The organism is Paraburkholderia sp. J12 (assembly GCF_905220215.1).
In the GTDB taxonomy this organism is placed as follows: Bacteria; Pseudomonadota; Gammaproteobacteria; order Burkholderiales; family Burkholderiaceae; genus Paraburkholderia.
Genome location: NZ_CAJMZC010000002.1, coordinates 475,459 through 500,745, shown reverse-complemented (window position 1 = coordinate 500,745; position 25,287 = coordinate 475,459). Strand labels below are relative to the sequence as shown.

The following is a 25,287-nucleotide window of genomic DNA, read 5'->3' as shown; positions in this document are numbered from 1 at the left end:
CCGCCAACGTGGAGGTCAAGCCAATATGGCCCGGATGTGAACTTTGATGGCTGGTAATTCAGGCGGCGGCGCAGTAGTACCCGGACCGTTGTGCCGTCTTCATGGAGACGTGACGCCTGTTCGAAATTCTCGACGACCTCGAATTTTGCTTCGTTTTTCAAGCCGAACTCCTCTGTAAATCAGTTGGAGCTCCCATCATTACTGAAATTCATTGCCAAGAAAATATAACCATTTTGTGAGTATTGTATACCGTAAAAAGGTTATAAGCTTGGTGCATCAGTGCTTATGTGCCGGGAATGAACATCTCTAATGAGTTTGTATAGTTCAAAACTGAAAATTTGCCAACTTGACGGCGGTGCTATCAAAAATAGTCCGGAGTTGTAAAGCTAATGGAGCGTGGTGACCGCCGTAGGTAAACGAAGAGGTCTGGTTGTTCCGGGCTTTTTCTTTAGTACAGCGGCAGTCCAGGCAGCTTTTTAGACAGCTTCTTCAGCTCGGGAATATAGCGCACGAGATTCTTGTTCTCGAGCACAGTAGCGTAAGTCATCTTAGTCATACCGAACGAGTGTCCGCCGGTGGACAGAACGATGCCCATTCGATTGCATAGCTGCAATGTTTCCCAGAAGTGGTCTACCGTCGGAACATTGCCATCAACATCAGGCGTTATTGCTGTCTCAGCGAGGGCTAGGCGTTCACGCAAAGACTTTCCCTCGTGCACATATTCGAGTATCAGCTTGCGCGCGTGGTCAGCTTCAGCTTGCGTCAGCAGCGTCGCTGGAACGACGAAGTTATCGTCCGGTTCAACGGGCCCGGCTGCTTTTTCGAACGCTGCCGCAATGCGTGCAGCAATAGGGTCCACCGGCGTAGCGTCGGGGACGCTCTCCGCCTGAGCTGCGGAGACAGTTGCTACCTGGGGCGGAGTATCAGGCTCGGCATTGCCGGTTGCTCCGCCATGAACCAGGCGCAGCGAGAATTTTCGGTCGTTCACAGTGCATTTCCGTTGGTGCGTCGCGTGAGTATACGCTCTTGGCCAAGAAACTCTTGAATAACGTCGCGTGCTCCGCTATGGCTCCCGCCTCCGCTCCGAAGCCGTAATAAAGGAATGATGTGCGAGGAGGGAAAGCAAAGTCAGGCCGATTAATGTTTCATTTATTTGAATATAAATTCAATAGAAAAAAATCATGGGAAAATATCTGCCGAGGTCGCTAGGCATTTTTAGCAGCCGTTCAATAAATGGGCGCATGGGGCTTCGAAGCGGCTTTCATCGGCTTCTGGTGAGCTATACGATGCTGTAGATGGCAATTTCGTTACCGCACAATCTCACCAAAAGCACGGGGTTTTAAAATGCGCAATTTCGTTATGGTCTCGCCGAATTTCTGGATTGGGCAGACTGGTCGTGACCTCGCACGCGCTGGCAATGCTGCTCAACTGACGGCTCTCTACTTGCTCAGCAATCCACACGCGAATTACACCGGTTTGTACCGTTTGCCGCTGATTTACATCGCGAACGACTTGAACATGTCGCAAGACGCTGTGCGCGCCGCCCTCGTCGCTATCGAGAAGACCGGCTTCGCGAAGTACGATGAGAAGAGCGAGTACGTTTGGATTGTCGAGAGTGCGCGCCATCAGCTGGGCGAGCTCAAGGCGAACGACAACAAAGTCAAGTACGTGAACAAAGAGTTCGCTGCCATCGGCAAGAGCTGCCCGTTCATCGTCGAGTACTTCGAGAAGTACGGCGCTAGCATGCACCTGAAGCCGCGCAAAGATATGCCGCAGGCGGCTGTGCAGAAGGATGCTGAGCCGGCTGCGGTGGTCGAGCAAGCTGCGGCGGTGGTCGAGGCCGTGGAAGCCGTTCAGCACGTTGCAGCGGTTGAGCCGCCGGCACCGGCGCCGGCACCGACGGCGCGCGAGGTGGCTCGTGTGAAGTTCTACGATGAGCTGTCGAAGTTCGTGAGCGAGCGCGTCACGAACGGTTTCGAGACGTACGCCGGAAACGCGACTGTCAAGCAGCTCATCAACTTCGCTGAAAGCGAAGGGCACGAAGACGCAATCAAAGTCATGAAGCTTGCGCTCGAAGCTCACGATTACGACGTCGTCGACATCGACATGTACGCTCGCGAGATTATCGACATCTGAGCGAACGAGCCCCGGCCCTGCGGGGCCCGCAGCCAGGGATGAGGCCTGCGAGCGTAGCGAGCCGCCCGTTTCCGGCTCGTTGGCCAGAAACATCGCAGATGCGCGTAAACGACAGTTTTTGGTCTAGCCGCTGAAACTGCTTGTAAACGTGATAGCGAGTGCCTATAGTGAATCGCATCACATAGGATAATCAACGTGTTCGACGACGGATTTGGCGGTTTCAACAACCATTTTGGCAGCGGCAACAACTTCGCAGCGCCAGGCTTCGACACGTGCAGCTACGACTGCTCGAGCAGCTTCGACAGCTACACGCTACATGTCGACCCGCTCGCGTACGTGCAATTCCCAGCGGGAACAGGCGTCATTTTCGACCCTACCGCAGTGAACGCAGGCGTCGGCTTCGCGAACATGGCGATGGCGGAGCACGCCGCCTCGGTGCAGCTCAGCGAAGACAACTTCCGGCGCGTGAGCGCAGTGTTCGAGCAGTTCAATCTGCCCGCCCGCCAGCTCGACGCGGACGGCTGGCCTGAGCTGACGCGCAACGACATCTACAGCATGTCGAGCGACGAGCACCAAGCGTATCTCGAAGCTCGAGACGACTATTATCGTGAAAACCAGCTGTACGACTACGCGCCTGAAGCAGTTCTGCGCCGAAAAAACGAGCGATTCATTGAAGAGGCTCGAAAATCGTGCGGATATACTGGCTATGTCGACGAATCCGGCTGGTGTTGCGTTAGAGCCGTTGAGCGTTACGACTGGTTATTCGCAGATTGGAAGCGATACTATCAATATATGTATCGCTTCTATGAGCAGAACAACAATAAAGACGAATATTATCGTCGGATTTTCCGGATAAGGCAGCGAATCATCGACAAGTTTATTCCGGGTTGCACGGAGCTTGTTTTGCCTTACGTCGGAAAGGCGTATTACGATTCGCTGAGCGACGATGCAGCAAATGAATATGCTCATCTGTTTATGCTGCATCGCGCCAGCGTTTCAGCTATTGGCGGTCAGTGACAGCCGTATCCGCACATGTACGCTGTCACTTCTTCATAATCAGCTCGAGATTTAGCCAGTTTTCGAGCTACGTCGTACGGACGCCCGAAAGAGATATGCTGCCGCATTGCATCCGCGCCGTCATCCATCAGGTCGTAGATATAATCCGGCTCGCTATTCAGCTGGAGCGCAGCATCAAGCTCCGAAATTGGGTCTGCAATAAGCGTTACAGTTTCAACGTGCCCCCGGGCTAGACCGGTTTCTGTCGATATAAATCGGTAACCCCGGGCAGCCAGAGATGCTGTCGCATCCGATAGTTCTACATAATGCTCGCTTTCTATTGCGTCGCTTATCGCTTCGCATAATGCTTCGTCGCGCTCGAAGCGTCCCAGGCTTTCGCGTCGAATAACTGTGCCTTTTTCATCTGTTACAGTGATGACAAATACATCGTCAATGACATAGTTTCCGACACGAAACTCGAGTCCGAATGGCAATGTGCCGTTATAAGGACTCTTTCCAGAAATACTCTCTGAAAAAGAGTCCGCCAGCGCGCCGCCGACAGATTCAAACTCTAATTCATCGACAGCAGCTATCATGATTAGCCCTTATGCGTCTCGTTAATACCCCATGCTTTTCTAAAAATATCAAGCTCTTCTTCAGACATCTTATGTTCGTACTTGCTCGCAGCGTATCTGTTTTCCATGCGAACTTTGTTAGCGAGTCTGTCAAATACTGCGCGCATTTCCTCTGCTGTGGCTAATCCTTCATCATATATTTCGAGTGCAGCAGTGCTTTTATGCCCGGTTTGCTTCTTTATCGTGCCGTAAGGTATATTCGCTTCAATCGAACGGCTAATATATTCGCGTCGGCCAGCGTGCGCATAATAATCCTTTGGTATTATATCTTTCTTGCGAAGAAGTTTTACTCCTGACTCGTAGTTATAGAACGCATACTCGCCTTTCTTCGATATAGTCCAGAATAAAAATGGACTTTTCGCGTGCACTTGCTCCAGCTGTAATCGTATTAAATCTTCAGCGTCGGGCGGAATGTGAATGCAGCGGTCTGTGTGATTTTTCGTATCTCGGAACGTGATATTCCGCTTCTCTACATCAACGTCAGACAGTAATACTTGTTTCAGCTCACCCGGACGGCATCCGAGTTGGCGAATAAGCAGTGTAAAGCGCGCCGCCATCGCAATCCGCAAATCCCAGTGCTCCGCGGAGATTCGCAATTTCGTCTGCTCTATATCAGTTACTCGACGCTTTCTACGCTTAGTAGCCGGGCGCGATATGCTCGATACGAAGTTTTCACGGATTATCCGGCGTCGCTTTGCAAACTCTACGACAGAAGCTAAAGCAGCAACTTCGAGGCGCACGCTCGTGTTACTCATTTTGCGCTTCGTGCGCTCCGAAACAGATTGTAGTCGCGTGTCGATATAATCGTATATAAGCGACGTATCAGCTTCTAGTTCGAATACCGTCTTGTTGCCGAATGCGGCGAGCACATGGGTCATGCGCCCGCGCTCGGTAATCTGAGTCTTGAGCTTCTTGTCGGAGAACAGTGCGGACGCTTCGTACTTCGTCCACAGCTCACGAATCGTGTGCCGCTCAGTCGACTCGGCAGGAGCCTTGAGATACTCCTGCTCGGCTGCCTTCGCAGCTTCTTGCGTGTCGTGTAGCTCGTCGACTTTAAGTGTCTTGCGTCGAATCTGAAGACGCCACCTGCCGGATGGCAACTGGACGATGCTCATAGTAGTGTTTCCTCGCTTTCCCCGTGTGCAATCGAATTGCACACGGATTATCCACGAAAGCAACAAAAAAGCCGCCTAGCGATGTGCTTAGGCGGCTTCTCTGCAGTCGACGAATCGACTGTAACTACTTGATTTCGTAGAGATTCGGTGCGGCAAGAAGCTCTACTGTATTGGTGGTGGGGCGTGAGTGACTCGAACACTCGACCTACGGATTAAGAGTCCGCTGCTCTACCAACTGAGCTAACGCCCCAACAGAAGCGAAATTATGCAGGATATTTTTGATCTTGCCAAGACCTTTTCGCAAAATTCCTGAGAAAAGTGGTCGGGAGCTCGCCGACCCGCCCCGACGGGATAGCCGCAGACGCCCCAGGCTTCGCCCTGTATCCGTTTCCCCGCTGCACCGTGCTGTCCCGGTATGATGTCGCCACTATCTGGATCTTGAGCCGCGCGCCGTCCTTTCTGCTTTTTGGAGCCGCCGCCCGGCCTGCTTTCTGAAAGGCAATCAATGGACGAGAAGGCAATTCACGCGCTGCTCGAGCGCGTGCTTGCGCCGTGGGTGCGCGCGCTCGGGCTGACGCCCGTCGAAGTCGGCGAAGACAGCGTCACCCTGCGCCTGCCGTTTTCCGGCGAACTGCGCCACGCGGGCGGCGCGATTAGCGGCCAGGTGTTCATGGCCGCGGCCGATACGGCGATGATCGTCGCCATTTCGGTGGCGCTCGGCGAATTCCGGCCGATGACCACGGTGGCCCTCAACACCAGTTTCATGCGCGCCGTGCGCAAGGGCGACGTGCGCGTCACCGCCCGGGTGCTGCGCATGGGTCGCAACCTGGTGTTCGGCGAGGTGGAACTCTACGACGAAGACGGCCGCATGGCCGTTCATGCAACATCCACCTATGCGCTGCTCGACGAGGCGCGCCCGTAGCTCATTGGCTGGAAGGAAGCTCAACGCATGTTCGATCAGGTCGTTTTCGCCGGCGGCGGCAACCGCTGCTGGTGGCAGGCTGGTTTCTGGGATATCGTGCAGCCCGGATTGCAGATACGCCCCCGCGTCATCACCGGCATTTCGGCGGGCGCCGCCACCGCGTGCATGCTCTACACGCGCGACGCCGACTGGGTGATGCGCTACTACGAAGAGGCGCTGCGCCACAACAAGCGCAACGCGTACTGGGGCAATCTGCTGCGCGGCGAGTCGGTGTTTCCGCACTACCGCATCTATCGCCAGGCGCTGCTCGACATTTACGGCGAACGGTTCGGCAAGCTCAAGGACGCGCCCGAGATCCGCATCGGCGTGTCGCATATGCCGCGCTGGCTCGGCGCGCGCAGCGCCGTGGCCGCGGGCCTGATTGCGTACAACATCGAAAAGCACATTCGCAAGACGCTGCACCCCACACTAGGTCGCAAGCTCGGCTTTCGTCCGGAGTTCGTGACTGCGCAAAACTGCGAGAACGTCGAGGCACTCGCCGACCTGATCCTGCAGTCGTCGTGCACGCCGCCGTTCACGCCGGTTTTGCGCCGCAACGGGCGTCCCGTGCTCGACGGCGGCATGGTCGACAACGTTCCGGTGGATGCCCTCGACGAAACGCCGGGTCGCGTGCTCGTGATGGTGACGCGGCTCTATCCGCGTCCGCAGATGTTCGTCGTGCCGCATCGCGGGCCGCAGGGGGAGCAGCAGCGGCTTTACGTGCAGCCTTCGGCTCGCGTGCCGATTTCGAGCTGGGACTACACGAGCCCGCATCAGATGCAGCACGCCTACAACCTCGGCCGCGTGGACGGCGAGCGTTTCCTCGAGCGCCTGCCCGCGGTGCTCGAGGCTGCCGCGCACGTGTGAGCGGCTATTTCCGTCGATAAGCGCGGGGCGGCTGACCAGCCGCCCTGGGCGTTGCGCTTACTTGCGTCGACCGCCTTGCAGCGCGTCGGGATTCGCGACGCTCGACGTTTCGCCCGAATCGAACGCGATGATGTTGCGGAACGCCGCGCTGAAGTACAACTCGTAGCTTTCGCGCTCCACATAACCGATGTGCGGCGTGCAGATCACGTTCTCCATGCGCAGCAGGCTGTAGCCCTGCAGGATCGGCTCGCTCTCGAACACGTCGATCGCCACCATGCCCGGCCGGTTGTGCGAAAGCGCGCCGAGCAGCGCGTTTTCCTCCAGCAGTTCCGCCCGGCTCGTGTTGACGAGCAGCGCCGTGGGCTTCATGCGCAGCAGATCTTCCTGTTTCACGATGCCGCGCGTGTCGTCGTGCAGACGCAGATGCAGCGAGAGCACGTCGCTCTCTTCGAATAGCGCTTCGCGGCTTGCCGCTGCTTCGTAGCCGTCCGCGCGCGCGGCTTCAAGCGAGTGCTCGCGGCCCCACACCAGCACGCGCATGCCGAACGCCTTGCCATAACCCGCCACCAGCCGGCCGATCTTGCCGTAGCCCCAGATGCCGAGCGTCTGGCCGCGCAACACCTGGCCGAGCCCGAAGTTGGGCGGCATGGCCGAAGTCTTCAGCCCCGACTGTTGCCAGGCGCCCTGCTTGAGGTTGGCGACGTACTGCGGGATGCGCCGCTGCGCGGCCATGATGAGCGCCCACGTGAGCTCGGCGGGGGCGATGGGCGAGCCCGTGCCTTCGAGCACCGCGATGCCGCGCTCGCTGCACGCGGCGATATCGATGTGCGAGCCGGCCCGGCCGGTCTGGCTGATCATGCGCAGATGCGGGAGCTTGTCGAGCAGTTGCGAGGTGATGCGCGTGCGTTCGCGAATCAGCACCAGAGCTTCGACTTCGGAGAGGCGGCTCGCGAGCTGCCCGAGTCCACGCACGGTGTTGTTGAAGACCTTGACCTCGTGGTCGGCGAGCAGTTCAAAGCAGTCGAGCTTGCGGACGGCGTCCTGGTAATCGTCAAGGATGGCAATTTTCATGGCACGGGTTTCTGGTGTGCCGCACCGTTGGCGGTGCGGCTCGGTGTTCATCTGGTGGTTATCCCACTATGCAGCGCGCGGAAGGCTGGTATGAATAGGGGAAGCCTCCGGGGAAAGCCTTCGCTCAAGACCCGGAGCCGTTTTTCGCTCGTTGTGGGCACCACCGTTGCGCTTGTGCACGAGGGTTCCGGCACGGGCCTTGCCGCGAATAATTTGAGATTTTTAACAGCTTGTTGGGTTGCGATGCAAGCCGCTTTACAGACGGTTTCGAACCCCAGGCTGAAAAGCCCTTGACGACCTGCCCAACTGTGCGAATCGACAGGATATTGATTGCCGTCAAATGTCGCTTTCGCAGGAGTTGCGCCTCTCGCTAGCAGCGTCGAAAAGGGCCGAATCCTTTTTACAGCCCTAAGATTGGAGACTGCTCGATGAACCATCCCGACTTCAACATCCAGGCCGCAGCGCAGGTGCCTGCCTGGGTGCGCCACCGAAAACTGGTGGAATGGGTGCAGAAGGTCGCCGCGCATACGCAGCCCGAGCGCATCGTCTGGTGCGACGGCTCGCAGGAAGAATACGACCGCCTGTGCCAGCAGATGGTCGATGCCGGTACCTTGCGCAGGCTCAATCCCGCGAAGCGTCCGAATTCTTACCTCGCCTGGTCGGATCCCTCCGACGTCGCACGCGTGGAAGATCGCACCTTCATCTGCTCGCAGCGCAAGGAAGACGCCGGCCCGACCAACAACTGGATCGCGCCGGCCGACATGCGCGCCACGCTGGACGGCCTGTTTGCGGGCTCGATGCGCGGCCGCACGATGTACGTGGTGCCGTTTTCGATGGGGCCGCTCGGCTCGCCCATCGCGCATATCGGCGTGGAGCTGTCCGACAGTCCTTATGTGGCCGTGAACATGCGCATCATGACGCGCATGGGCCGCGCCGTGTACGACGTGCTCGGCGAGGACGGCCCGTTCGTGCCGTGCGTGCACACGGTGGGCGCGCCGCTGGCGGCGGGCCAGCAGGACGTGCCCTGGCCGTGCAACGACACCAAGTACATCGTCCACTTCCCCGAAACGCGCGAGATCTGGAGCTACGGCTCGGGCTACGGCGGCAACGCGCTGCTCGGCAAAAAGTGCTTCGCGCTGCGCATCGCTTCGACCATGGGCCGCGACGAAGGGTGGCTCGCCGAGCACATGCTGATACTCGGCGTGCGCTCTCCCGAAGGCCGCAAGTACCACGTGGCGGCGGCGTTCCCCTCGGCGTGCGGCAAGACCAACTTCGCGATGCTGATTCCGCCGCCCGCCATGAACGGCTGGGAAATCACGACGATCGGCGACGACATCGCCTGGATCAAGCCGGGTGCCGACGGCCGCCTCTACGCGATCAACCCCGAGGCGGGCTACTTCGGCGTGGCGCCGGGCACGAGCGAGAAGACCAACTACAACGCCATGGCCACGCTCAAGGCGAACGTGATCTTCACGAACGTCGCGCTGACCGACGACGGCGATGTCTGGTGGGAAGGCATGACCGACACGCCGCCTGCGCACCTGACCGACTGGCAGGGCAACGACTGGACGCCCGGGATCGCGAAGGAAACGGGCCGCAAGGCCGCGCATCCGAATGCGCGCTTCACGGCGCCGGCTTCGCAATGCCCGTCGATCGACGCGCAGTGGGAAGACCCGAAGGGCGTGGCGATCGACGCATTCGTGTTCGGCGGCCGCCGCTCGACCACGGTGCCGCTCGTGACCGAAGCGCGCAACTGGACCGAAGGCGTCTACATGGCCGCGACCATGGGTTCGGAGACGACGGCCGCCGCCGCGGGCCAGCAGGGCGTGGTGCGCCGCGATCCGTTCGCCATGCTGCCGTTCTGCGGCTACAACATGGCCGGGTACTTCGACCACTGGCTGAACGTGGGCGCGAAGCTCGGGCGGCTGGGCGCCACGCTGCCGCGCATCTTCTGCGTGAACTGGTTCCGCAAGGGGCCGGATGGCAAGTTCGTGTGGCCGGGCTTCGGCGAGAACATGCGCGTGCTGGAGTGGATGGTGCGGCGTATCGAGGGCGGGGCGCAGGGCGAGACGCACGCGTTTGGCGTATCGCCGCGCTACGGCGATCTCGACTGGCGCGGCCTGGACTTCACGCCGACCCAGTTCGAGCAGGTGATTTCGGTCGATGCCGAGGCCTGGCGTGCCGAACTGGCCCTGCACGCCGAGTTGTTCGAGACGCTTGCGCAGGGGCTTCCGCAGGAGCTGCAGCAGACGCGCGAATCGCTGGAGCAACGGCTCGACGCGTGACGGTGCCTGATTCTTCTAGAATGTGAGCGCTCACTGACAATTCGCCGGCAAAAAAAGGTCGCCCACGGGCGGCCTTTTCTATTCACCCGCTGCGGCGCTATGTCGCTGCATTGCGGAAAATTGTTTCTTGACGAGAAACAATAAGCCTCCTTCGTCTTCGTTCCCCAACAAAGTCGAAGAAAATATCGAGAAAACTAAAGGTTTTTGGGCAACTTCTGCAGGAATTCCCATGTCGTAGGAGAATTCGCGGTTCGCTTCGCTGATGTCGGCGAGCTGTAACACAAGGCAGGAGTTGTCTCATGGATCATTTGCAGTCGATGCGGGTATTCGTCAAAGTGGCCGACCTCGGCAGTTTCGCCCGGGCCGCCTCCGCGATGGATATCTCCAACGCGGTCGCGACGCGTCACGTCGCCGACCTCGAAGGCCGGCTTGGCACGCGTCTGCTCAACCGCACGACCCGCAGCCTTTCGCTGACCGAATCCGGTCAGGTTTATCTGGAACGCGCCCGCCAGATTCTCGACGAGCTCGAAGACGTCGAACAAATGGTGGTCGCCCGCAATCACGAACCCGTTGGCACGCTGCGCATCGTCGCGCCTGTCGTATTTGGGCTTCACAATCTGGCCCCCGTTCTGCAGAGTTATACGGAGCGCTATCCGCAGGTCGTCCCCGACGTCACGCTCGTGGATCGCCAGGTCGATCTGGTGGAAGAGGGCTTCGATCTGGGCGTGGTCACCGCGCGGCAGATGCGCAGTGCGAGCATCGTCACGCGGCGCCTCACTACGGGCTGCATGATGGTGTGCGCGACGCCGGCCTATCTGGAGAAGCACGGCACGCCCACGCGGCCCGAGCAGTTGATGGAGCATCCGTCGCTTTCGCTGCCCTCGGAGTTCTGGGGCGACGAGCGCGTGTTCACGGGGCCGGACGGTGAAGTCCGCGTGCGTCCGACCAACGTGATCGTGGCGAACAATACGGAAATGCTGCGCCAGTTCGCGCTGCTCGGCATGGGTATCGCGATACTGCCGAGCTATCTGATTGGCCGCGACATGGCGCGCGGGCGCCTCGTTCGCGTGCTGGGCGACTACCGTCTGCCGCAGATCGAGATCAACATCGCCTACCCGAGCCGCCGCCATCTGCCGGCCAAGGTGCGTACGTTCATCGACCATCTGGTGGAGCATTTCAGCCAGGCCGGCGAATTGCACGATGGCCTCGTCCGTCCCGCGGCGGCGCCGGTTCGGGGCGCCGTGCCGCATACGGTCGCACCGGAGGTATTCGACGGCGCCGAGCCGCTTGCGAATCTGCTGGATGGCGAACGTGCGCCGAAGTCGGCGCGTGCCTCGGCGCCTCGCACCCGGACTTCGGCGATCTCGCCGCTATAAGCCGTCTATTGCTGACAAAGGCAATAAAAAAGCGCGATCTCGTTTGAGATCGCGCTTTTTGTTTTGCAGCTGCGGAAGCGGTCTTGCTTTACCGCTGCCCGTGGCTCACGAACCGGTTTTGCGCGCCGGCGTCTTGCGAGCGGCGGTCTTGCGCGCCGCCGTCGTGGACTTGGCCGCAGCGGTCTTGCGAGCGGCCGGCCTGGCGCCTTCTTCGGCGGCGTCGTTCGCGGCTTCTGCGGCCGGTGCCGCGTCAGCCGAAGCGGCCGACTTGCGAGCGGCGCCCTTCGCCGCCGTTTTCGCACTGGGTTCCTTCTTCTCGAACTCGAAGCCGATCTTGCCGTCGCTCTGCTTGACGAGGAATGCCTTGAAGTTGCGGCCCGTCCGCGAGGACTTGAAGTTGGTCAGCAGGTCCGTGCGGCCTTCCGCGAGGAGCTTCGCCATCTGATCGCGCGTGATTTCCTGCTGGAGAATCACCTTGCCCGAACGGAAGTCGCAGGTCTTCGGATTGGCCACCGAATGCTCGCAGACGTAGCTCATGCCGTGCTCGAACACGCGGCCGCGGCACTTCGGGCAGGCGCCCACCGGCTCCTGCTCCGAGAAGTCCGGCGCCTCGCCGTCTTCACCGCCCTGGTCCTGGCCGAAATCGAACTCGAGCTTGTAGTTCTTCGTTTCGTCGTCGAACGAGAGCTTGAGGATGGCCGAGAACGGACGGCCCATCTTGCTGCGAAAGCCCGAGAGCGGTCCGATGGTCTTGTTCTGCAACAGCTCTTCGACCTCGGGGATCTCGAACTGACGGCCGCCGGGGATCTTCGAAATCGAGAACTCGCACTTCGTGCACGCGAAGCGGCGGTAGTTCTCCTTCACCTGGCCGCCGCAATTCGGACACGGCGTCTGAAGCGTCGCGTAGTCGCCGGGGATGGTGTCGGAGTCGTATTCCTTCGCGCGCTTCACGATGGTCTGCGTCATGCGGGCGATTTCCTGCATGAACGCGTCGCGCGGAAGTTTGCCGCGCTCCATCTGCGAAAGCTTGTACTCCCACTCGCCGGTGAGTTCGGGCGCCGTGAGTTCCTCCACGCCGAGGCCGCGCAGCAGCGTCATGAGCTGGAACGCCTTGGCGGTCGGGATCAGGTCGCGGCCTTCGCGCACGAGATATTTTTCGCCGAGCAGCCCTTCGATGATCGCCGCCCGCGTGGCCGGCGTGCCGAGGCCCTTGGCGGCCATCGCCTCGCGCAGCTCTTCGTCGTCGACGAGCTTGCCCGCGCCTTCCATGGCCGAGAGCAGCGTCGCTTCGTTGTAGCGTGCAGGCGGCTTGGTGACGAGCTGGTGCGCGGCGATCTTGTCGGTCTTGACCTTCTCGTTCTTCTGCACCGGCACGAGGTTGGCGTCGTCGCCGCCCGCGTCGCGGCCGTACACCTGGAGCCAGCCCGGCTCGACCAGCACCTTGCCTTCGGTCTTGAAGTGATGCCCGGACACCTCGGTGATGCGCGTGGTGACGCGATACTCGGCCGCCGGGAAGAACACGGCGAGGAAACGCTTCACGACGAGGTCGTAGAGCTTCTGCTCCGGCTCGGAGAGCGACTTCGGCGCCTGCAGCGTGGGGATGATGGCGAAGTGGTCGCTGATCTTCGAATTGTCGAAGATGCGCTTGTTCGGCTTCACCCAGCCCTTGTCGAGCACCTGTTTGGCATGCGGCAGGTAGTTGTTGCTCTCCTTGAGCATCGCGAGCGTGTCTTTCACGGTGTCGAGGTAGTCCTCGGGCAGCGCGCGCGCGTCGGTACGCGGGTAGGTGAGCACCTTGTGTTTCTCATACAGCGCCTGGGCGAGGCCGAGCGTGTTCTTGGCCGAAAAGCCGAAGCGGCCGTTGGCTTCGCGCTGCAGGCTCGTCAGGTCGAAGAGCGCGGGCGAGAGCTGCGTGGACGGCTTCGATTCCTCGCTGACTATGCCCTCGCGGCCGTGGCAGGCCGCGACGATCGTCTCGGCGGCCGGCAGGCTCCAGAGGCGCGAATCGCGCTTTTCCGGATCGAATTCGTCGCGCTTGAACTTGGGGTCGAACCAGCGGCCTTCGTAGAAGCCGCCCGCGCAGACGAACTCGGCGCGCACTTCCCAGTAGTCGCGCGGCACGAAACGGCGGATTTTCTCTTCACGTTCGACGACGATCGAGAGCGTAGGCGTCTGAACCCGGCCGACGGTGGTCAGGAAGAAGCCGCCGCCCTTGCTGTTGAACGCCGTCATGGCGCGCGTGCCGTTGATGCCCACGAGCCAGTCGGCTTCGGAGCGGCAGCGCGCGGCGTCGGCGAGCGGCTGCATGTCGTCGTCGCTGCGCAGTTGCGCGAAGCCGTCGCGAATGGCGGCCGGCGTCATCGACTGGAGCCACAGGCGCTGGACCGGCTGTTTGGCCTTCGCGTGCTGCGCGATCAGGCGGAAGATCAGCTCGCCCTCGCGCCCCGCGTCACATGCGTTGATGAGGCGGTCGACATCCTTGCGCTTCATCAGCTTCGTGAGCACCTTGAGCCGCGATTCGCTCTTGGCGATCGGGTTCAGATCGAAATGGGGGGGAATGACCGGCAGGTGCGCGAAGCTCCATTTGCCCCGCTTGACCTCGTACTCTTCCGGCGCGGCGATTTCCAGCAAATGGCCGACCGCCGACGAAAGAACGTAGTCATCGCTCTCGAAATATTCGTCATGCTTGGTAAATCCGCCCAAAGCGCGCGCGATGTCGTTCGCGACGGACGGCTTCTCGGCGATGATCAGAGCTTTCGACATGACTTGTATAGGTGGGTGAATCCGGTTTAGCGGCGCTTGTTAACGACGGCTTTATAGCACATGGCGCGCCGGGGGCGATTTTCGTCTCTGATTTTCGTCTCTATTTATTGCCGGGGCCGCCGCTGCCCTGGTTGCTGCTGCCGTTGCTGCCGATTTTGCTGCTTCGGCGCTTTGCTGCCTCAGCCTGGGCGCCCAATCATAAAGGTGCGGCGAACCGGCCGGCAAGCGTGGCCCTGGCCAGGGGCAGATGATTCGTCGCGTTTTGTTTACACGGCGTTGCGCGTGCTTTCGTCGGGCTTTCGGCGCAGGGCCTAAGCTTCGGCGAGCGCGGGGCGCAGCTTCGGCGCGTCCTTCACGCCCGGCAGCGCGGTGAGATCGGCCAGCATGCGTTCCACCACGGCGCCATGCGGCAGCACGGTGCCGAAGAACCGGGTGGCGCCGGCGTCTTCGATCAGGATGGTGGGGAAGTTCTCCACGTCCAGATCGTCGAAGCGGTCGGCGTGGGTCTCGATGTCGATCCACGCGAAGCAGATCTCGGGGTGCGCTTCCGCGATGCGGTCGAAGGTCGTCCGGTAGTCGCGGCAGGTGCCGCACCATTGCGCGCACAGGCATGCCACGAACAGCGTGTCGCGGTCGGCGACGCGCCCGGCGATCCGGTCGGCATCGGTGTCGAGGTCTAGCGCGGGCATGGTCGTTCCTTGCTTTCTCTTCTATATAGCGGTGTTGCAGTTGGCGCGAATGTAACACGGCGGCGCTAGCGAGGTATCGCCCTCACGAACCAGCCGCCGGGCAGTGCATGGAGGCTGCCGGCCAGTTCCAGTTGCAGCAGCGCCGCCTGAAGCGCCGATTCCGCCATGTCGGTGCGTGCGGCGAGGATTTCAAGCGTGGCCGGTGCATGGCCCAGGGCGTCGAGGAGGCGCTGGGCCTCGACGCCAGAAGCAGGGTGCGAGGCGGGCTGGCTCTCGGGCGCAGGCGGGAGCTTGAGGGCTGCGGTGGGCGGCATGGCGCTCGCCGCGGCAGTTGCGGCGGCCGGGTTTCTCGTGCGTTCCGGGGCAGCGCCCGCACGCGGCTGCGGTTGTATGACACCGAGCGACGCCAGCACTTCCTCCGGCGTCTCGACGAGCTGCGCCCCTTGCTTGATCAACGCGTGGCAGCCGCGCGTGAGCGGCGCGTGAATCGACCCCGGCAGCGCGAAGACGTCGCGCCCCATTTCGTTCGCCAGCCGCGCGGTGATGAGCGAGCCCGAGCGCATGGCGGCTTCGACGACCACCACGCCTTCCACGAGCGCAGCGATCACGCGGTTTCGCTGCGGGAAGTTAGCGGAGCGCGCGGGCGTGCCGAGCGGCCACTCGGAGGCGATGGCGCCGTATTCGGCGATCTGCGCGGCGAGCGCGTGATGCGCGGGCGGATACACGCGATCGGCACCGGTGCCGATGACCGCGACGGTGCCGCCCGTTTCGCCCAGCGCGCCCCGATGGGCGGCGCCATCCACGCCGAGCGCGAGCCCCGATACGACCGCGATGCCCGACGCGGCGAAGGCCTGCGCGAACCGGCCGGCGTCTTCGAGCGCCTGCGGCGTGGCGCTGCGGCTGCCCACCACGGCGATGCTGCGCGCGTGCAGCAGCGCGAGGCGCCCCTGCACATAAAGGAGCGGCGGCGGGTCGGGCATGGTGAGAAGCCGCGCCGGGTAGGCAGGATCGGCGAGGGTGACGAGCGTGTTGCCGCGTGCCGCGCACCATGCCTCGAGCGCTTCGCGCTGTGCCGCGAAATCCGGCGCTGGCGGGGCGAGGGCGGCGCGCGCGGCTTCGGCGCCGGCCACCGTGGCAATCGCGGCGAACGCCTGCGCGAGCACGTTCTGCGGCAGTCCAAAGGCGCCGAGCAGCGCACGCAGCGCCACCGGTTTCAGGCCGCGCGCCGTGGCAAGCCGAAGCCAGGCGGCCCGTTCGTCCGCGTCGAGCGGCAAGGTGGCAGGCATGGAGGCACTCCCACGCCGGGCGCGTTGCAACCCGTCGTGATAAAATTTTCACCATCCGAAATACACAGCGGCGCTTCCCGCGAGGCGTCGCGCAGACGTAAGCGATTGGCCTGCGGGGCGGGCGGCGGCGCGTTGAATCCGGCCGTTTAGTCCGTATATCCTCTCCGTCCCGTAGCGGGCCGACAAGCTGGCCGAACGGCCAGTCTGCGCGATGCCGGACGTTCCCGGCGCCCCGAGAAACTCCGTCAAATCATGGCTCTACTGAACATTCTTCATTACCCGGACAAGCGCCTGCACAAGGTCGCCAAGCCGGTCGAGGTCTTCGACGACCGCATCCGCAAGCTCGTGGCCAACATGGCCGAAACCATGTATGCCGCTCCCGGTGTCGGGCTTGCCGCCACCCAGGTGGACGTGCACGAGCGCGTCGTGGTGATCGACGTTTCCGACGCGCACGACGAACTGCGCGTGTTCATCAACCCGGAAATCGTCTGGTCGAGCGACGAGCGCAAGATCAACGAAGAGGGCTGTCTCTCGGTGCCGGGCATCTACGACAACGTGGAGCGCGCGGAAAAAGTGCGCGTGCGCGCGCAGAACGAAAACGGCGAAACCTACGAAGTGGATTGCGAGGGCTTGCTCGCCGTGTGCATCCAGCACGAGATGGATCACCTGATGGGCCGCGTGTTCGTCGAATACCTCTCGTCGCTCAAGCAAACGCGCATCAAGAGCAAGATGAAGAAGGCCGAACGCGCGATGTGAGGCGTTCGCGCCCGCATCTGCACCGCTGCGCCGTTTCCTTCATCGACTTCCTCCGAGCGCCATGAGCCATTCCCTTCGCGTCATCTTTGCCGGCACGCCGGAGTTCGCAGCCGCGGCGCTCGCCGCGATCCACGAGGCGGGCTTTGCCGTGCCGCTCGTGCTGACCCAGCCCGACCGTCCGGCGGGACGCGGAATGAAGCTGCAGGCCAGCCCGGTCAAGCGCTACGCGCAGGAGCATGGTCTTGCGGTCGCGCAGCCCACCTCGCTGCGCCGCGCGGGCAAGTATCCCGAGGAAGCGGCCGCCGCGCTCGAACTCATGCGCGCGACGCCGCACGATGTGATGGTCGTGGCGGCCTACGGCCTGATCCTGCCGCAGGAAGTGCTCGATATTCCTCCGCACGGCTGCATCAACATCCATGCTTCGCTCCTGCCGCGCTGGCGCGGCGCCGCGCCGATCCATCGCGCGATCGAAGCGGGTGACGCCGAGACCGGCATCACGCTCATGCAAATGGACGCAGGCCTCGATACCGGCGCGATGATCTCGGAAGCCCGCACGCCGATCGCTGCCGGCGATACCACGGCCACCCTGCACGACCGGCTCGCGCAACTGGGCGCGCAACTGATCGTCGAGGCGCTCGTGAAGCTGGAGCGCGACCACGCGCTGCCGGCCACGCCGCAACCGGCCGAAGGCGCGACCTACGCCGAAAAGATCGGCAAGCAGGAGGCGCTGCTCGACTGGCGCCGGCCCGCGGACGTGCTGGCTCGCCAGATTCGCGCCTTCGACCCGTTTCCCGGCGGCGCCGCGACACTGGACGGCGCGCAGCTCAAGCTGTGGGCGGCCGAGCCGGCCGACGGCGCCAAGGTTCCCGCCGACGCCGCACCGGGCCAGATTCTGGAGGCCACGCCTGCCGGCGTGGTCGTTGCCTGCGGCGAGGGCGCGCTGCGCGTGACGCAATTGCAGAAGCCGGGCGGCAAGCGCCTGCCCGCGCGCGAATTCCTGGCGGGTTTGCCGCTCGTGGCCGGCCAGCGCTTCGAGCTTGCCGATACACCCGCAGTCTGAGCGGCAGCGCCATCGTGTGCCAGTCGTCCGTTCGGCCAGTGTCTCGCACCGTGCGAGGCGCGTTAGAATCGACTCGCCTGATTCGTATTTCCTGAGGACGTCATGCTTGGCATCACCCATTTCGGCTTTTTCTGCGTCGCGGTTTTTCTGCTCAACGTGACGCCGGGGCCGGATACCGCCTATATCGTCGGCCGCAGCGTTGCGCAGGGGCGCAGCGCGGGTCTTGTTTCGGCGCTCGGCATCTCGGCCGGGTGCTGCGTCCATGCGCTCGCCTGCGCATTCGGCCTGACCGCCCTGCTGGCGGCATCTGCCACGGCGTTTACCGTTGTCAAGTTCGTCGGCGCGATCTATCTGGTTTATCTGGGTACGCGCCTGATCTTCTCGAAGGCCGAAGCCCCGGCGCAGGCGCCCGAAACGGCAACCGCGCGCACCGCTGCGCCGCGCCCGTTGCGCCAGCTCTTCCTGCAAGGCTTCTGGACCAACGTGCTCAATCCCAAGGTCGTGCTGTTCTTCGTCTCGTTCTTCCCGCAGTTCGTGAGCGCGGAAAGCGGGCACAAGGCGCTCGCGTTCCTTGCGCTCGGCGTAGTGTTCCTGCTGATGAGCACGGTCTGGAACAGCTTCGTCGCATGGGTTGCGGGCAGCGTCACGCGGCGCTTTTCGGGCAAGCCGGGCGTCAAGAAGTGGCTGGACCGCACCGTCGGCACGGCCTTCGTCGGCCTTGGCGTGAAGCTCGCCACGGCTACCCGCTGAGATTGAATTTTTCGTGTCCGCCCACATCTAACAAATCGCTTACAATGCGATCGCCGCCGCCTTTGATCTGAGGTCCGGCGCGAGACCGACGATTTGAATCCTATCTGGGTGAAGGAGCACATCACATGTTCAACTGGGTCAAAACCGCGATGTTGATGGCCGCGATTACGGCCCTCTTTATCGTGATCGGCGGCATGATCGGCGGGCAGCGCGGCATGATGTTCGCGCTCGTGATCGCGCTCGGCATGAACTTCTTCTCGTACTGGTTCTCGGACAAGATGGTCCTGCGCATGTACAACGCGCAGGAAGTGGACGAAACCACAGCGCCGCAGTTCTACCGCATGGTCCGCGAGCTGGCCACGCGCGCAAACCTGCCCATGCCACGCGTGTACCTCATCAACGAGGACGCGCCCAACGCCTTTGCCACGGGCCGCAATCCCGAACATGCGGCCGTCGCTGCCACCACCGGCATCCTGCGCGTGCTTTCCGAGCGCGAGATGCGCGGGGTGATGGCGCACGAACTCGCGCACGTGAAGCATCGCGACATTCTGATTTCGACGATCTCCGCCACCATGGCCGGCGCGATTTCAGCGCTCGCGAACTTCGCGATGATCTTCGGCGGCCGCGACGAGAACGGTCGCCCGGCCAACCCGATCGCGGGCATCGCCGTCGCGCTGCTCGCGCCGATTGCCGGTGCGCTGATTCAAATGGCCATTTCGCGGGCGCGCGAATTCGAAGCGGACCGCGGCGGCGCACAGATCTCGGGCGATCCGCAGGCGCTCGCTTCCGCGCTCGACAAGATCCACCGCTACGCACAGGGCATTCCGTTCCCGGCGGCCGAAGAGCACCCGGCCACGGCGCAGATGATGATCATGAATCCGCTCTCCGGCGGTGGCATCCAGAATCTGTTCTCGACGCACCCGGCCACGGAAGAGCGCATCGCGCGCCTCATGGAAATGGCGCGTACGGGTCGCTTCGACTAGGCGCTTCGCTTCGCGATCCCATCGCTCGTCATCGAAAGAGCAGGCCCGTGGGCCTGCTCTTTTCATTTGAGCGCCACTGAATCCACGGAGCACCAACTGAGTGTCAGCTGAGTGCGAACCGAGCGTCAACCGGTTGCCGGGTAAGCGCCAACGGCTCCGCACCGCGCGACATCAAGGCCCACACAGCGGGTTCCGGGCGTTGCGCCTACGCCACGCTACAATGCATCGTTTGCGCCGTGCGGCTCTGTGCGGCGCGCTTCCGGTTTTTTCATGACTTCCAGCTCTTCCCGGCGGCCTGCCGCCCCGTCCCGCGGCACCCGCACGGGCCACCCGCGCAGGAACGCGCAGCAATCGGGTCCCGGCGCCGCCGCGTACACGGCCGCGCATCTGGCACCCGATTCACTCGGCTTCGCGCTCGACCTGGCCGCGCAGGCGGTTGGCGCGGTGCGCGCCGGCGCGGCGCTGCCCGCTGCACTGACCAGCGCGTTCGCCGCCTTGCCTGCCGACCTGGCACCGCTTGCGCGCGGCGCCGTACAGGACATCGCCTATCGCACCATGCGGCGTCTCGGCCTCGTGGACTGGCTGATCCGGCAGCGCGTGAGCAAGGCGCCGCCTGCGCCGGTGGCCAACCTGCTGGCGTGCGCGTTCGCGCTGCTCGTGGACGACGAGGCGAGCGCGGCCTATACGCCGTTTACCGTCGTCGATCAGGCCGTGAGCGCGGTGGGCGCGCGTCGCGAGGCGGCCTTCGCGAAGGGCCTCGTGAACGCCGTGCTGCGCGGTTTCCTGCGCGAGCGCGAGGCGACGCTCGCCGCCGCGCAAAGCGACGAGGTGGCGCGCTGGAACTATCCGCGCTGGTGGATCGACGCCGTCCGTGCAGCCGCGCCCGGCGCCTGGCCGTCGATCCTCGCGGCCGGCAACACCCAGGGACCGCTCACACTGCGCGTGAACGCGCGCCGCACGACCGCGGCCGACTACGTGCAGCGTCTGCAGGCTGCGAATATCGATGCCGCACAGATCGGCGAACATGCGGTGCGCCTCGCGGCGCCGCTGCCCGTCGATCGCATTCCGGGCTTCATGGACGGCGATGTCTCGGTGCAGGACGCCGGCGCGCAGGTCGCGGCGCCGTTGCTGAACGTGCGCGACGGCCTGCGCGTGCTCGACGCCTGCGCTGCGCCCGGCGGCAAGAGCGGCCACCTGCTCGAACTGGCCGACGTCGACCTGATCGCGCTCGAAAGCGACGCGACGCGCGCGCCGCGCATCGGCGAAAACTTCGCGCGCCTCGGTTTTGCCGCCGACGATCCCGCGCATCCCCAACGGCGCGCGCAGGTCGTCGTGGGCGATGCGGGCGATCCCGCCGCCTGGTACGACGGCCAGCCGTTCGACCGCATCCTGGCCGACGTGCCGTGCTCGGCCTCGGGCATCGTGCGCCGCCATCCCGACATCCGCTGGCTGCGCCGTCCGACCGATATCGCGGCGCTCGCCGAAGAGCAGCGCCGTATCGTCGACGCGCTGTGGCCGCTGCTCAAGCCGGGCGGCGAGCTTGTGTACGTGACCTGCTCGATCTTCCCCGAGGAAGGCGAGGCGCAGGCGCTGTGGTTTGAAAGCACCCACGCGGATGCGGTACGATTGGACGCGCCGGGGCAACTGCTGCCTGCGGCAATCGGCGCGCCGGCCGGGGGGGCAGACAGCGGCGCAGCCGGCGAGGCGCGGCCTCCTGCGGCCGGCAACGATGCGGATGCCCGCGCCGTGCCAGGCCGCACCGCCGATCACGACGGATTCTTCTACGCGCGCTTTCAGAAACGGTGATCATTAAACGCTTCTTCCCGCTGCGGCTCGCGGCGCTGATCTGGATCGTGCTCGCCGCCGGCTTCATCGCCGCGACGCCGGCGCGCGCCGATTCGATCGCGGTTCAGCGTGCGTCGCTGCAAGCCGACGGCACGGGCTGGAGCCTCGACGCCCGTTTCGACTTCGACCTGAACAGCAGCCTGGAAGACGCGGTCAACAAGGGTATCCCGCTCTACTTCACCACCGACTTCGAACTCACGCGAGCGCGCTGGTACTGGTTCGACGAGCAGCCGGTGAGCGTCTCGCAGAGCATCCGCCTCTCGTTTCAGCCGCTCACGCGCGAATATCGCGTGTCGACGGGCGGCCTGCAGCTCGGCTTCTCGACGCTTTCGGAGGCGCTCGCCGTCATCAAGCACGTCACGTCGTGGCACGTGATCGACCGCGGCGACGTGCATCCCGGCGAGACCTATACCGCTTCGGTGCGCATGCAACTGGATGTCGCGCTCATGCCCAAGCCGTTCCAGATCGACGCGGTCAACAACCGCGACTGGAACCTCGCTTCCGACTGGAAGCGCTTTAACTTCACGGTGACCGAACGTGCTAAATAAAGTGCGCCGCGCCACCAGTGTCAGCAGCATCGTGGTCAGGCTGCTCGTGTCCACCGTCGCGTTCACCGCGACGCTCCTGCTCGTGCTGCTTGCCGCCGCGAGCGCGAACACCGAGTTCTTCGACCGCTATTACGGCTGGCTCTACGCGGCCAACATCGTCGTCGCGCTGATCTTCCTCTCGGTGGTCACCGCGCTCGTGATCGTGATCGCCGTGCGCCTGAGGCGCGGCAAGTTCGGCACGAGGCTGCTCGCCAAACTCGCGTTCTTCTTTGCGCTCGTGGGGGTGGTGCCGGGCGGCATCATCTATATCGTTTCGTACCAGTTCGTCTCGCGTTCGATCGAATCGTGGTTCGACGTGAACGTCGAAACCGCGCTGACTTCCGGCCTCAATCTCGGGCGCGGCATGCTCGACGCCTCGCTCTCGGACCTGCAAACGAAGGCGCGTCTGATGGCCGAGCAGATCGCGAGCGGCGACGCCGCGGGCACGACCCTCACGCTCCTGCGCACGCGCGACCAGTTCGGCGTGCAGGACGCCATGATCGTCGCGCCGGTGGGCAGCATGTCGGGCGCGGCGCCCGACATGCACGTGGTCGCGCAGGCCTCGAGCAACTTCTCGTCGCTCATGCCCGCCGACGTGCCCACGCCGCTCATGATCGACCAGGCGCGCGGCCGCGGTTATGCAGCGATCGAAGGCGAAGTGGACGGCGATCCGAAAGAGCATGGGCCGAAGGGCGCGTTGCGGCTGCGTGTCGTGACGCGCATCCCCGATGGGAACACCACCGATCTGCAGCCCACCGAGCGCTTCCTGCAACTGGAGCAGCCGGTGCCCGCGGGGCTCGCGCGCAATGCGGATGCCGTGCAGCGTGCGTATCGCGAGTATCAGGAGAAGGCGCTGGGCCGCACGGGCCTGCGCAAGATGTACATCGGCACGCTCACGCTCGCGCTCTTCCTCGCGACCTTCGTGGCGATGATGCTGGCGCTCGCGCTCGGCAACCAGCTCGCGCGGCCGCTCTTCCTGCTCGCGCAGGGCACGAAGGAAGTGACCGAAGGCGACTACACGCCGAAGCGCGAAATCAAGTCGCGCGACGAACTGGGCTTTCTCACGCAGTCGTTCAACGCGATGACGCGCCAGCTTTCCGAAGCGCGGCTCGCCGTCGAGAAGAACCGCATCGCGCTCGAGCATTCGAAGGCCTATCTCGAAAGCATTCTCACGAACCTCACGGCGGGCGTGTTCGTGTTCGACCGCCAGTTCCGCCTGACCACGGCGAACCCCGGCGCGGAGCGCATCTTCCGGCAGCCGTTCGAGTCGCAGCTGGGCGTGCCGCTCGACCACATCGGCGTGCTGGCGGAGTTCGGCGCGATGGTGCGCAAGGCCTTCGCGGACCAGGAAGCGGCGATGAGCGACGGCGACAAGCAGCACCGCCACTGGCAGCAGCAGTTCTCGGTGCCGATTCCCGGCGAGACGGATCCGCTCACGCTGCTCGTGCGCGGCGCGCGCCTCGTCTCCGACACGGGCCGCGACGCGGGCGACATGCAGACTTCGGGCTACGTCGTGGTGTTCGATGACATTTCGGACGTGATCTCGGCGCAGCGTTCGGTGGCCTGGGGCGAAGTGGCGCGGCGTCTTGCGCACGAGATCAAGAACCCGCTCACGCCGATCCAGCTTTCGGCAGAACGCCTGCAGATGAAGCTCTCGGACAAGCTCGCGCCCGCCGACGCCGAAGTGCTCAAGCGCGGCGCGACGACCATCGTCAACCAGGTCGCGGCGATGAAGCAGATGGTGGACAACTTCCGCGACTACGCGCGCACGCCGCCCGCGGTGCTCGCGAACCTGCAGCTCAACGATCTCGTGAGCGAGGTGCTCACGCTCTACGGGGCGGAAGAAGGCAAGAGCGCGATCAAGGTGGAGCTTTCGGCGCTGCCGGTGATCCGCGGCGACGCGACGCAGCTGCGCCAGGTGATCCACAACCTGCTACAGAATGCGCAGGACGCGGTGGCGGACACGCCGGGCCCACGTGTCGTGCTCGAAACGCGCGCCGTAGAATACGGAGACCCGGACGCGGACGGGCATACGCGCGTGGCGGTGCGCCTCACGGTGTCGGACAACGGGCCGGGTTTCCCGGCGCGCATCCTCACACGGGCCTTCGAACCCTACGTGACGACCAAAGCCAAAGGAACAGGACTCGGGCTTGCGATGGTCAAGAAGATCGTCGACGAGCACGGCGCGCGCATCGACATCCGCAACCGCATGAAGGCGGGCGACGTGATCGAAGGCGCGCAGATCTCGATTCTCTTTCTCCAGCTGGCGGGTGACCCCACTCCGGACGCGGCAACGCCTGCCACGGGCGAGCGCGGCGCGCGTGCGGGCATGGAGCCGGGAACAAAAGCAACAGTGCAGACAAGGGCAGCGTAAATGGCAACCATCCTGGTGGTAGACGATGAAATGGGCATCCGGGAATTGCTCTCGGAGATCCTGAGCGACGAAGGACACGTCGTGGAGCTCGCGGAGGACGCGCAGCAGGCGCGCGAATTCCGTTTGCGTCAGGTGCCGGACCTGGTGCTGCTCGATATCTGGATGCCGGATACCGACGGCGTCACGCTGCTCAAGGAATGGGCGGCGCAGGGCCAGCTCACGATGCCGGTCATCATGATGTCGGGACACGCGACGATCGACACCGCCGTCGAGGCGACCAAGATCGGCGCGCTGAACTTCCTCGAAAAGCCGATCGCGCTGCAAAAGCTGCTGAAGGCCGTGGAGCAGGGTCTCGCGCGCGGCACCGCGGCGAACGTGGCGCCCCAGGCGGGCGGCAAGCCCGCGGCGGGCGGGCCGGCCGTGGTCGCCTCCGCGGCGGCGCTGCCGGTGATCGCGGGCGACGGTGCGACGCTCGCCGCGCCCCCCGCGCAAACGGCCTCGATTTCCTTCGACATCCCGCTGCGCGACGCGCGCGACGCCTTCGAGCGCGCGTATTTCGAGTACCACCTCGCGCGCGAGAACGGCAGCATGACGCGCGTGGCCGAGAAAACCGGGCTCGAACGCACGCACCTGTATCGCAAGCTCAAGCAGCTGGGCGTGGACCTCGGCAAGAACAAGGGCGAGTGAGGCGCGGCTTCGACCGCGCTTTGCTCGCCGCAATCCCCGTCGTCTCTTAAAGGGGCTTGCGAAAG

At 63.5% G+C, this 25,287-nt stretch carries 21 protein-coding genes and 1 tRNA gene; 14 read left to right on the top strand and 8 right to left on the bottom strand.

From position 1 onward, the window contains the following. Positions 1-448: 448 nt before the first annotated feature. A complete protein-coding gene (locus tag U5760_RS07270) occupies positions 449-988 on the bottom strand; it encodes a hypothetical protein (RefSeq protein ID WP_322010674.1) in 540 nt (179 codons plus the stop codon). A gap of 356 nt (positions 989-1,344) precedes the next feature. Here U5760_RS07270 and U5760_RS07265 point away from each other — a divergent pair, with 356 nt between their 5' ends. Together U5760_RS07265 and U5760_RS07260 are read left to right on the top strand one after the other, a co-directional pair. Then, complete coding sequence (locus tag U5760_RS07265) at positions 1,345-2,136, top strand: hypothetical protein (RefSeq protein ID WP_322010673.1); 792 nt, start codon at positions 1,345-1,347, stop codon at positions 2,134-2,136. Between the two features lie 195 nt (positions 2,137-2,331). Continuing rightward, entirely contained in the window at positions 2,332-3,153 is an 822-nt protein-coding gene (locus U5760_RS07260) for a hypothetical protein (RefSeq protein WP_322010672.1), read from the top strand. On the opposite strand, the gene U5760_RS07255 is transcribed toward U5760_RS07260, so the two are convergent. The 3 genes from U5760_RS07255 to U5760_RS07245 form a co-directional block, all read right to left on the bottom strand. Then, a complete protein-coding gene (locus tag U5760_RS07255) occupies positions 3,147-3,728 on the bottom strand; it encodes a hypothetical protein (RefSeq protein ID WP_322010671.1) in 582 nt (193 codons plus the stop codon). The two genes, U5760_RS07260 and U5760_RS07255, sit on opposite strands and share 7 nt — an antisense overlap. Before the next feature lie 2 nt (positions 3,729-3,730). Continuing rightward, a complete protein-coding gene (locus U5760_RS07250) occupies positions 3,731-4,882 on the bottom strand; it encodes a tyrosine-type recombinase/integrase (protein WP_322010669.1) in 1,152 nt (383 codons plus the stop codon). Positions 4,883-5,056: 174 nt separating this feature from the next. Continuing rightward, positions 5,057-5,132: transfer RNA gene (locus U5760_RS07245), tRNA-Lys, on the bottom strand. A 255-nt stretch (positions 5,133-5,387) separates the two neighbouring features. Here U5760_RS07245 and U5760_RS07240 point away from each other — a divergent pair. Both U5760_RS07240 and U5760_RS07235 read left to right on the top strand, forming a co-directional pair. Beyond that, entirely contained in the window at positions 5,388-5,804 is a 417-nt protein-coding gene (locus U5760_RS07240) for a PaaI family thioesterase (protein WP_322010667.1), read from the top strand. 27 nt (positions 5,805-5,831) lie between these two features. Next, positions 5,832-6,710, top strand: coding sequence for a patatin-like phospholipase family protein (locus tag U5760_RS07235; protein WP_322010666.1), 879 nt, complete (start codon positions 5,832-5,834; stop codon positions 6,708-6,710). Positions 6,711-6,767: 57 nt separating this feature from the next. Here the strand turns inward: U5760_RS07235 and U5760_RS07230 are convergent, their stop codons facing one another. Further along, complete coding sequence (locus U5760_RS07230; protein ID WP_322010665.1) at positions 6,768-7,781, bottom strand: D-2-hydroxyacid dehydrogenase family protein; 1,014 nt, start codon at positions 7,779-7,781, stop codon at positions 6,768-6,770. Between the two features lie 428 nt (positions 7,782-8,209). Here U5760_RS07230 and U5760_RS07225 point away from each other — a divergent pair, with 428 nt between their 5' ends. Next, entirely contained in the window at positions 8,210-10,066 is a 1,857-nt protein-coding gene (locus U5760_RS07225) for a phosphoenolpyruvate carboxykinase (GTP) (RefSeq protein WP_322010664.1), read from the top strand. Positions 10,067-10,365: 299 nt separating this feature from the next. Further along, positions 10,366-11,442: a LysR family transcriptional regulator gene (locus tag U5760_RS07220; RefSeq protein WP_322010663.1), complete on the top strand. Its 1,077-nt coding sequence runs from the start codon at positions 10,366-10,368 to the stop codon at positions 11,440-11,442. Positions 11,443-11,547: 105 nt separating this feature from the next. On the opposite strand, the gene U5760_RS07215 is transcribed toward U5760_RS07220, so the two are convergent. The 3 genes from U5760_RS07215 to dprA all read right to left on the bottom strand — a co-directional run bounded on the left by U5760_RS07215 (position 11,548) and on the right by dprA (position 16,180). Then, positions 11,548-14,205, bottom strand: coding sequence for a DNA topoisomerase III (locus tag U5760_RS07215; protein WP_322010662.1), 2,658 nt, complete (start codon positions 14,203-14,205; stop codon positions 11,548-11,550). A 311-nt stretch (positions 14,206-14,516) separates the two neighbouring features. Then, complete coding sequence (locus U5760_RS07210; RefSeq protein WP_322010661.1) at positions 14,517-14,894, bottom strand: thioredoxin family protein; 378 nt, start codon at positions 14,892-14,894, stop codon at positions 14,517-14,519. Positions 14,895-14,959: 65 nt separating this feature from the next. Then, complete coding sequence (dprA, locus tag U5760_RS07205; protein WP_322010660.1) at positions 14,960-16,180, bottom strand: DNA-processing protein DprA; 1,221 nt, start codon at positions 16,178-16,180, stop codon at positions 14,960-14,962. A gap of 252 nt (positions 16,181-16,432) precedes the next feature. Between dprA and def the strand changes: the two genes are divergently transcribed. From def to esaR, 8 genes are all read left to right on the top strand, one after another. Further along, the gene (def, locus tag U5760_RS07200; protein ID WP_322010659.1) at positions 16,433-16,936 is read left to right on the top strand and encodes a peptide deformylase; all 504 of its coding nucleotides are present in this window, start codon (positions 16,433-16,435) and stop codon (positions 16,934-16,936) included. Positions 16,937-16,997: 61 nt separating this feature from the next. Continuing rightward, the gene (gene fmt / locus U5760_RS07195; RefSeq protein ID WP_322010658.1) at positions 16,998-17,996 is read left to right on the top strand and encodes a methionyl-tRNA formyltransferase; all 999 of its coding nucleotides are present in this window, start codon (positions 16,998-17,000) and stop codon (positions 17,994-17,996) included. 102 nt (positions 17,997-18,098) lie between these two features. Then, on the top strand, positions 18,099-18,746 hold the full coding sequence (locus U5760_RS07190) for a LysE family translocator (RefSeq protein ID WP_322010657.1): 648 nt from the start codon (positions 18,099-18,101) through the stop codon (positions 18,744-18,746). A gap of 125 nt (positions 18,747-18,871) precedes the next feature. Beyond that, entirely contained in the window at positions 18,872-19,729 is an 858-nt protein-coding gene (htpX, locus tag U5760_RS07185; protein WP_322010656.1) for a zinc metalloprotease HtpX, read from the top strand. 270 nt (positions 19,730-19,999) lie between these two features. Next, positions 20,000-21,535 carry a 16S rRNA (cytosine(967)-C(5))-methyltransferase RsmB gene (gene rsmB, locus U5760_RS07180; RefSeq protein ID WP_322010655.1) on the top strand — a complete coding sequence of 512 codons (1,536 nt, stop codon included), beginning with the start codon at positions 20,000-20,002 and terminating at the stop codon, positions 21,533-21,535. Further along, positions 21,532-22,122, top strand: a complete 591-nt coding sequence (locus U5760_RS07175; protein ID WP_322010654.1) for a DUF4390 domain-containing protein — start codon at positions 21,532-21,534, stop codon at positions 22,120-22,122. Before rsmB ends, U5760_RS07175 begins: the two co-directional genes overlap by 4 nt. Further along, the gene (locus U5760_RS07170) at positions 22,112-24,535 is read left to right on the top strand and encodes a PAS domain-containing sensor histidine kinase (RefSeq protein WP_322010653.1); all 2,424 of its coding nucleotides are present in this window, start codon (positions 22,112-22,114) and stop codon (positions 24,533-24,535) included. Before U5760_RS07175 ends, U5760_RS07170 begins: the two co-directional genes overlap by 11 nt. Then, entirely contained in the window at positions 24,536-25,222 is a 687-nt protein-coding gene (esaR, locus tag U5760_RS07165; RefSeq protein ID WP_322010652.1) for a response regulator transcription factor EsaR, read from the top strand. It begins immediately after the preceding gene. Positions 25,223-25,287: the final 65 nt, after the last annotated feature.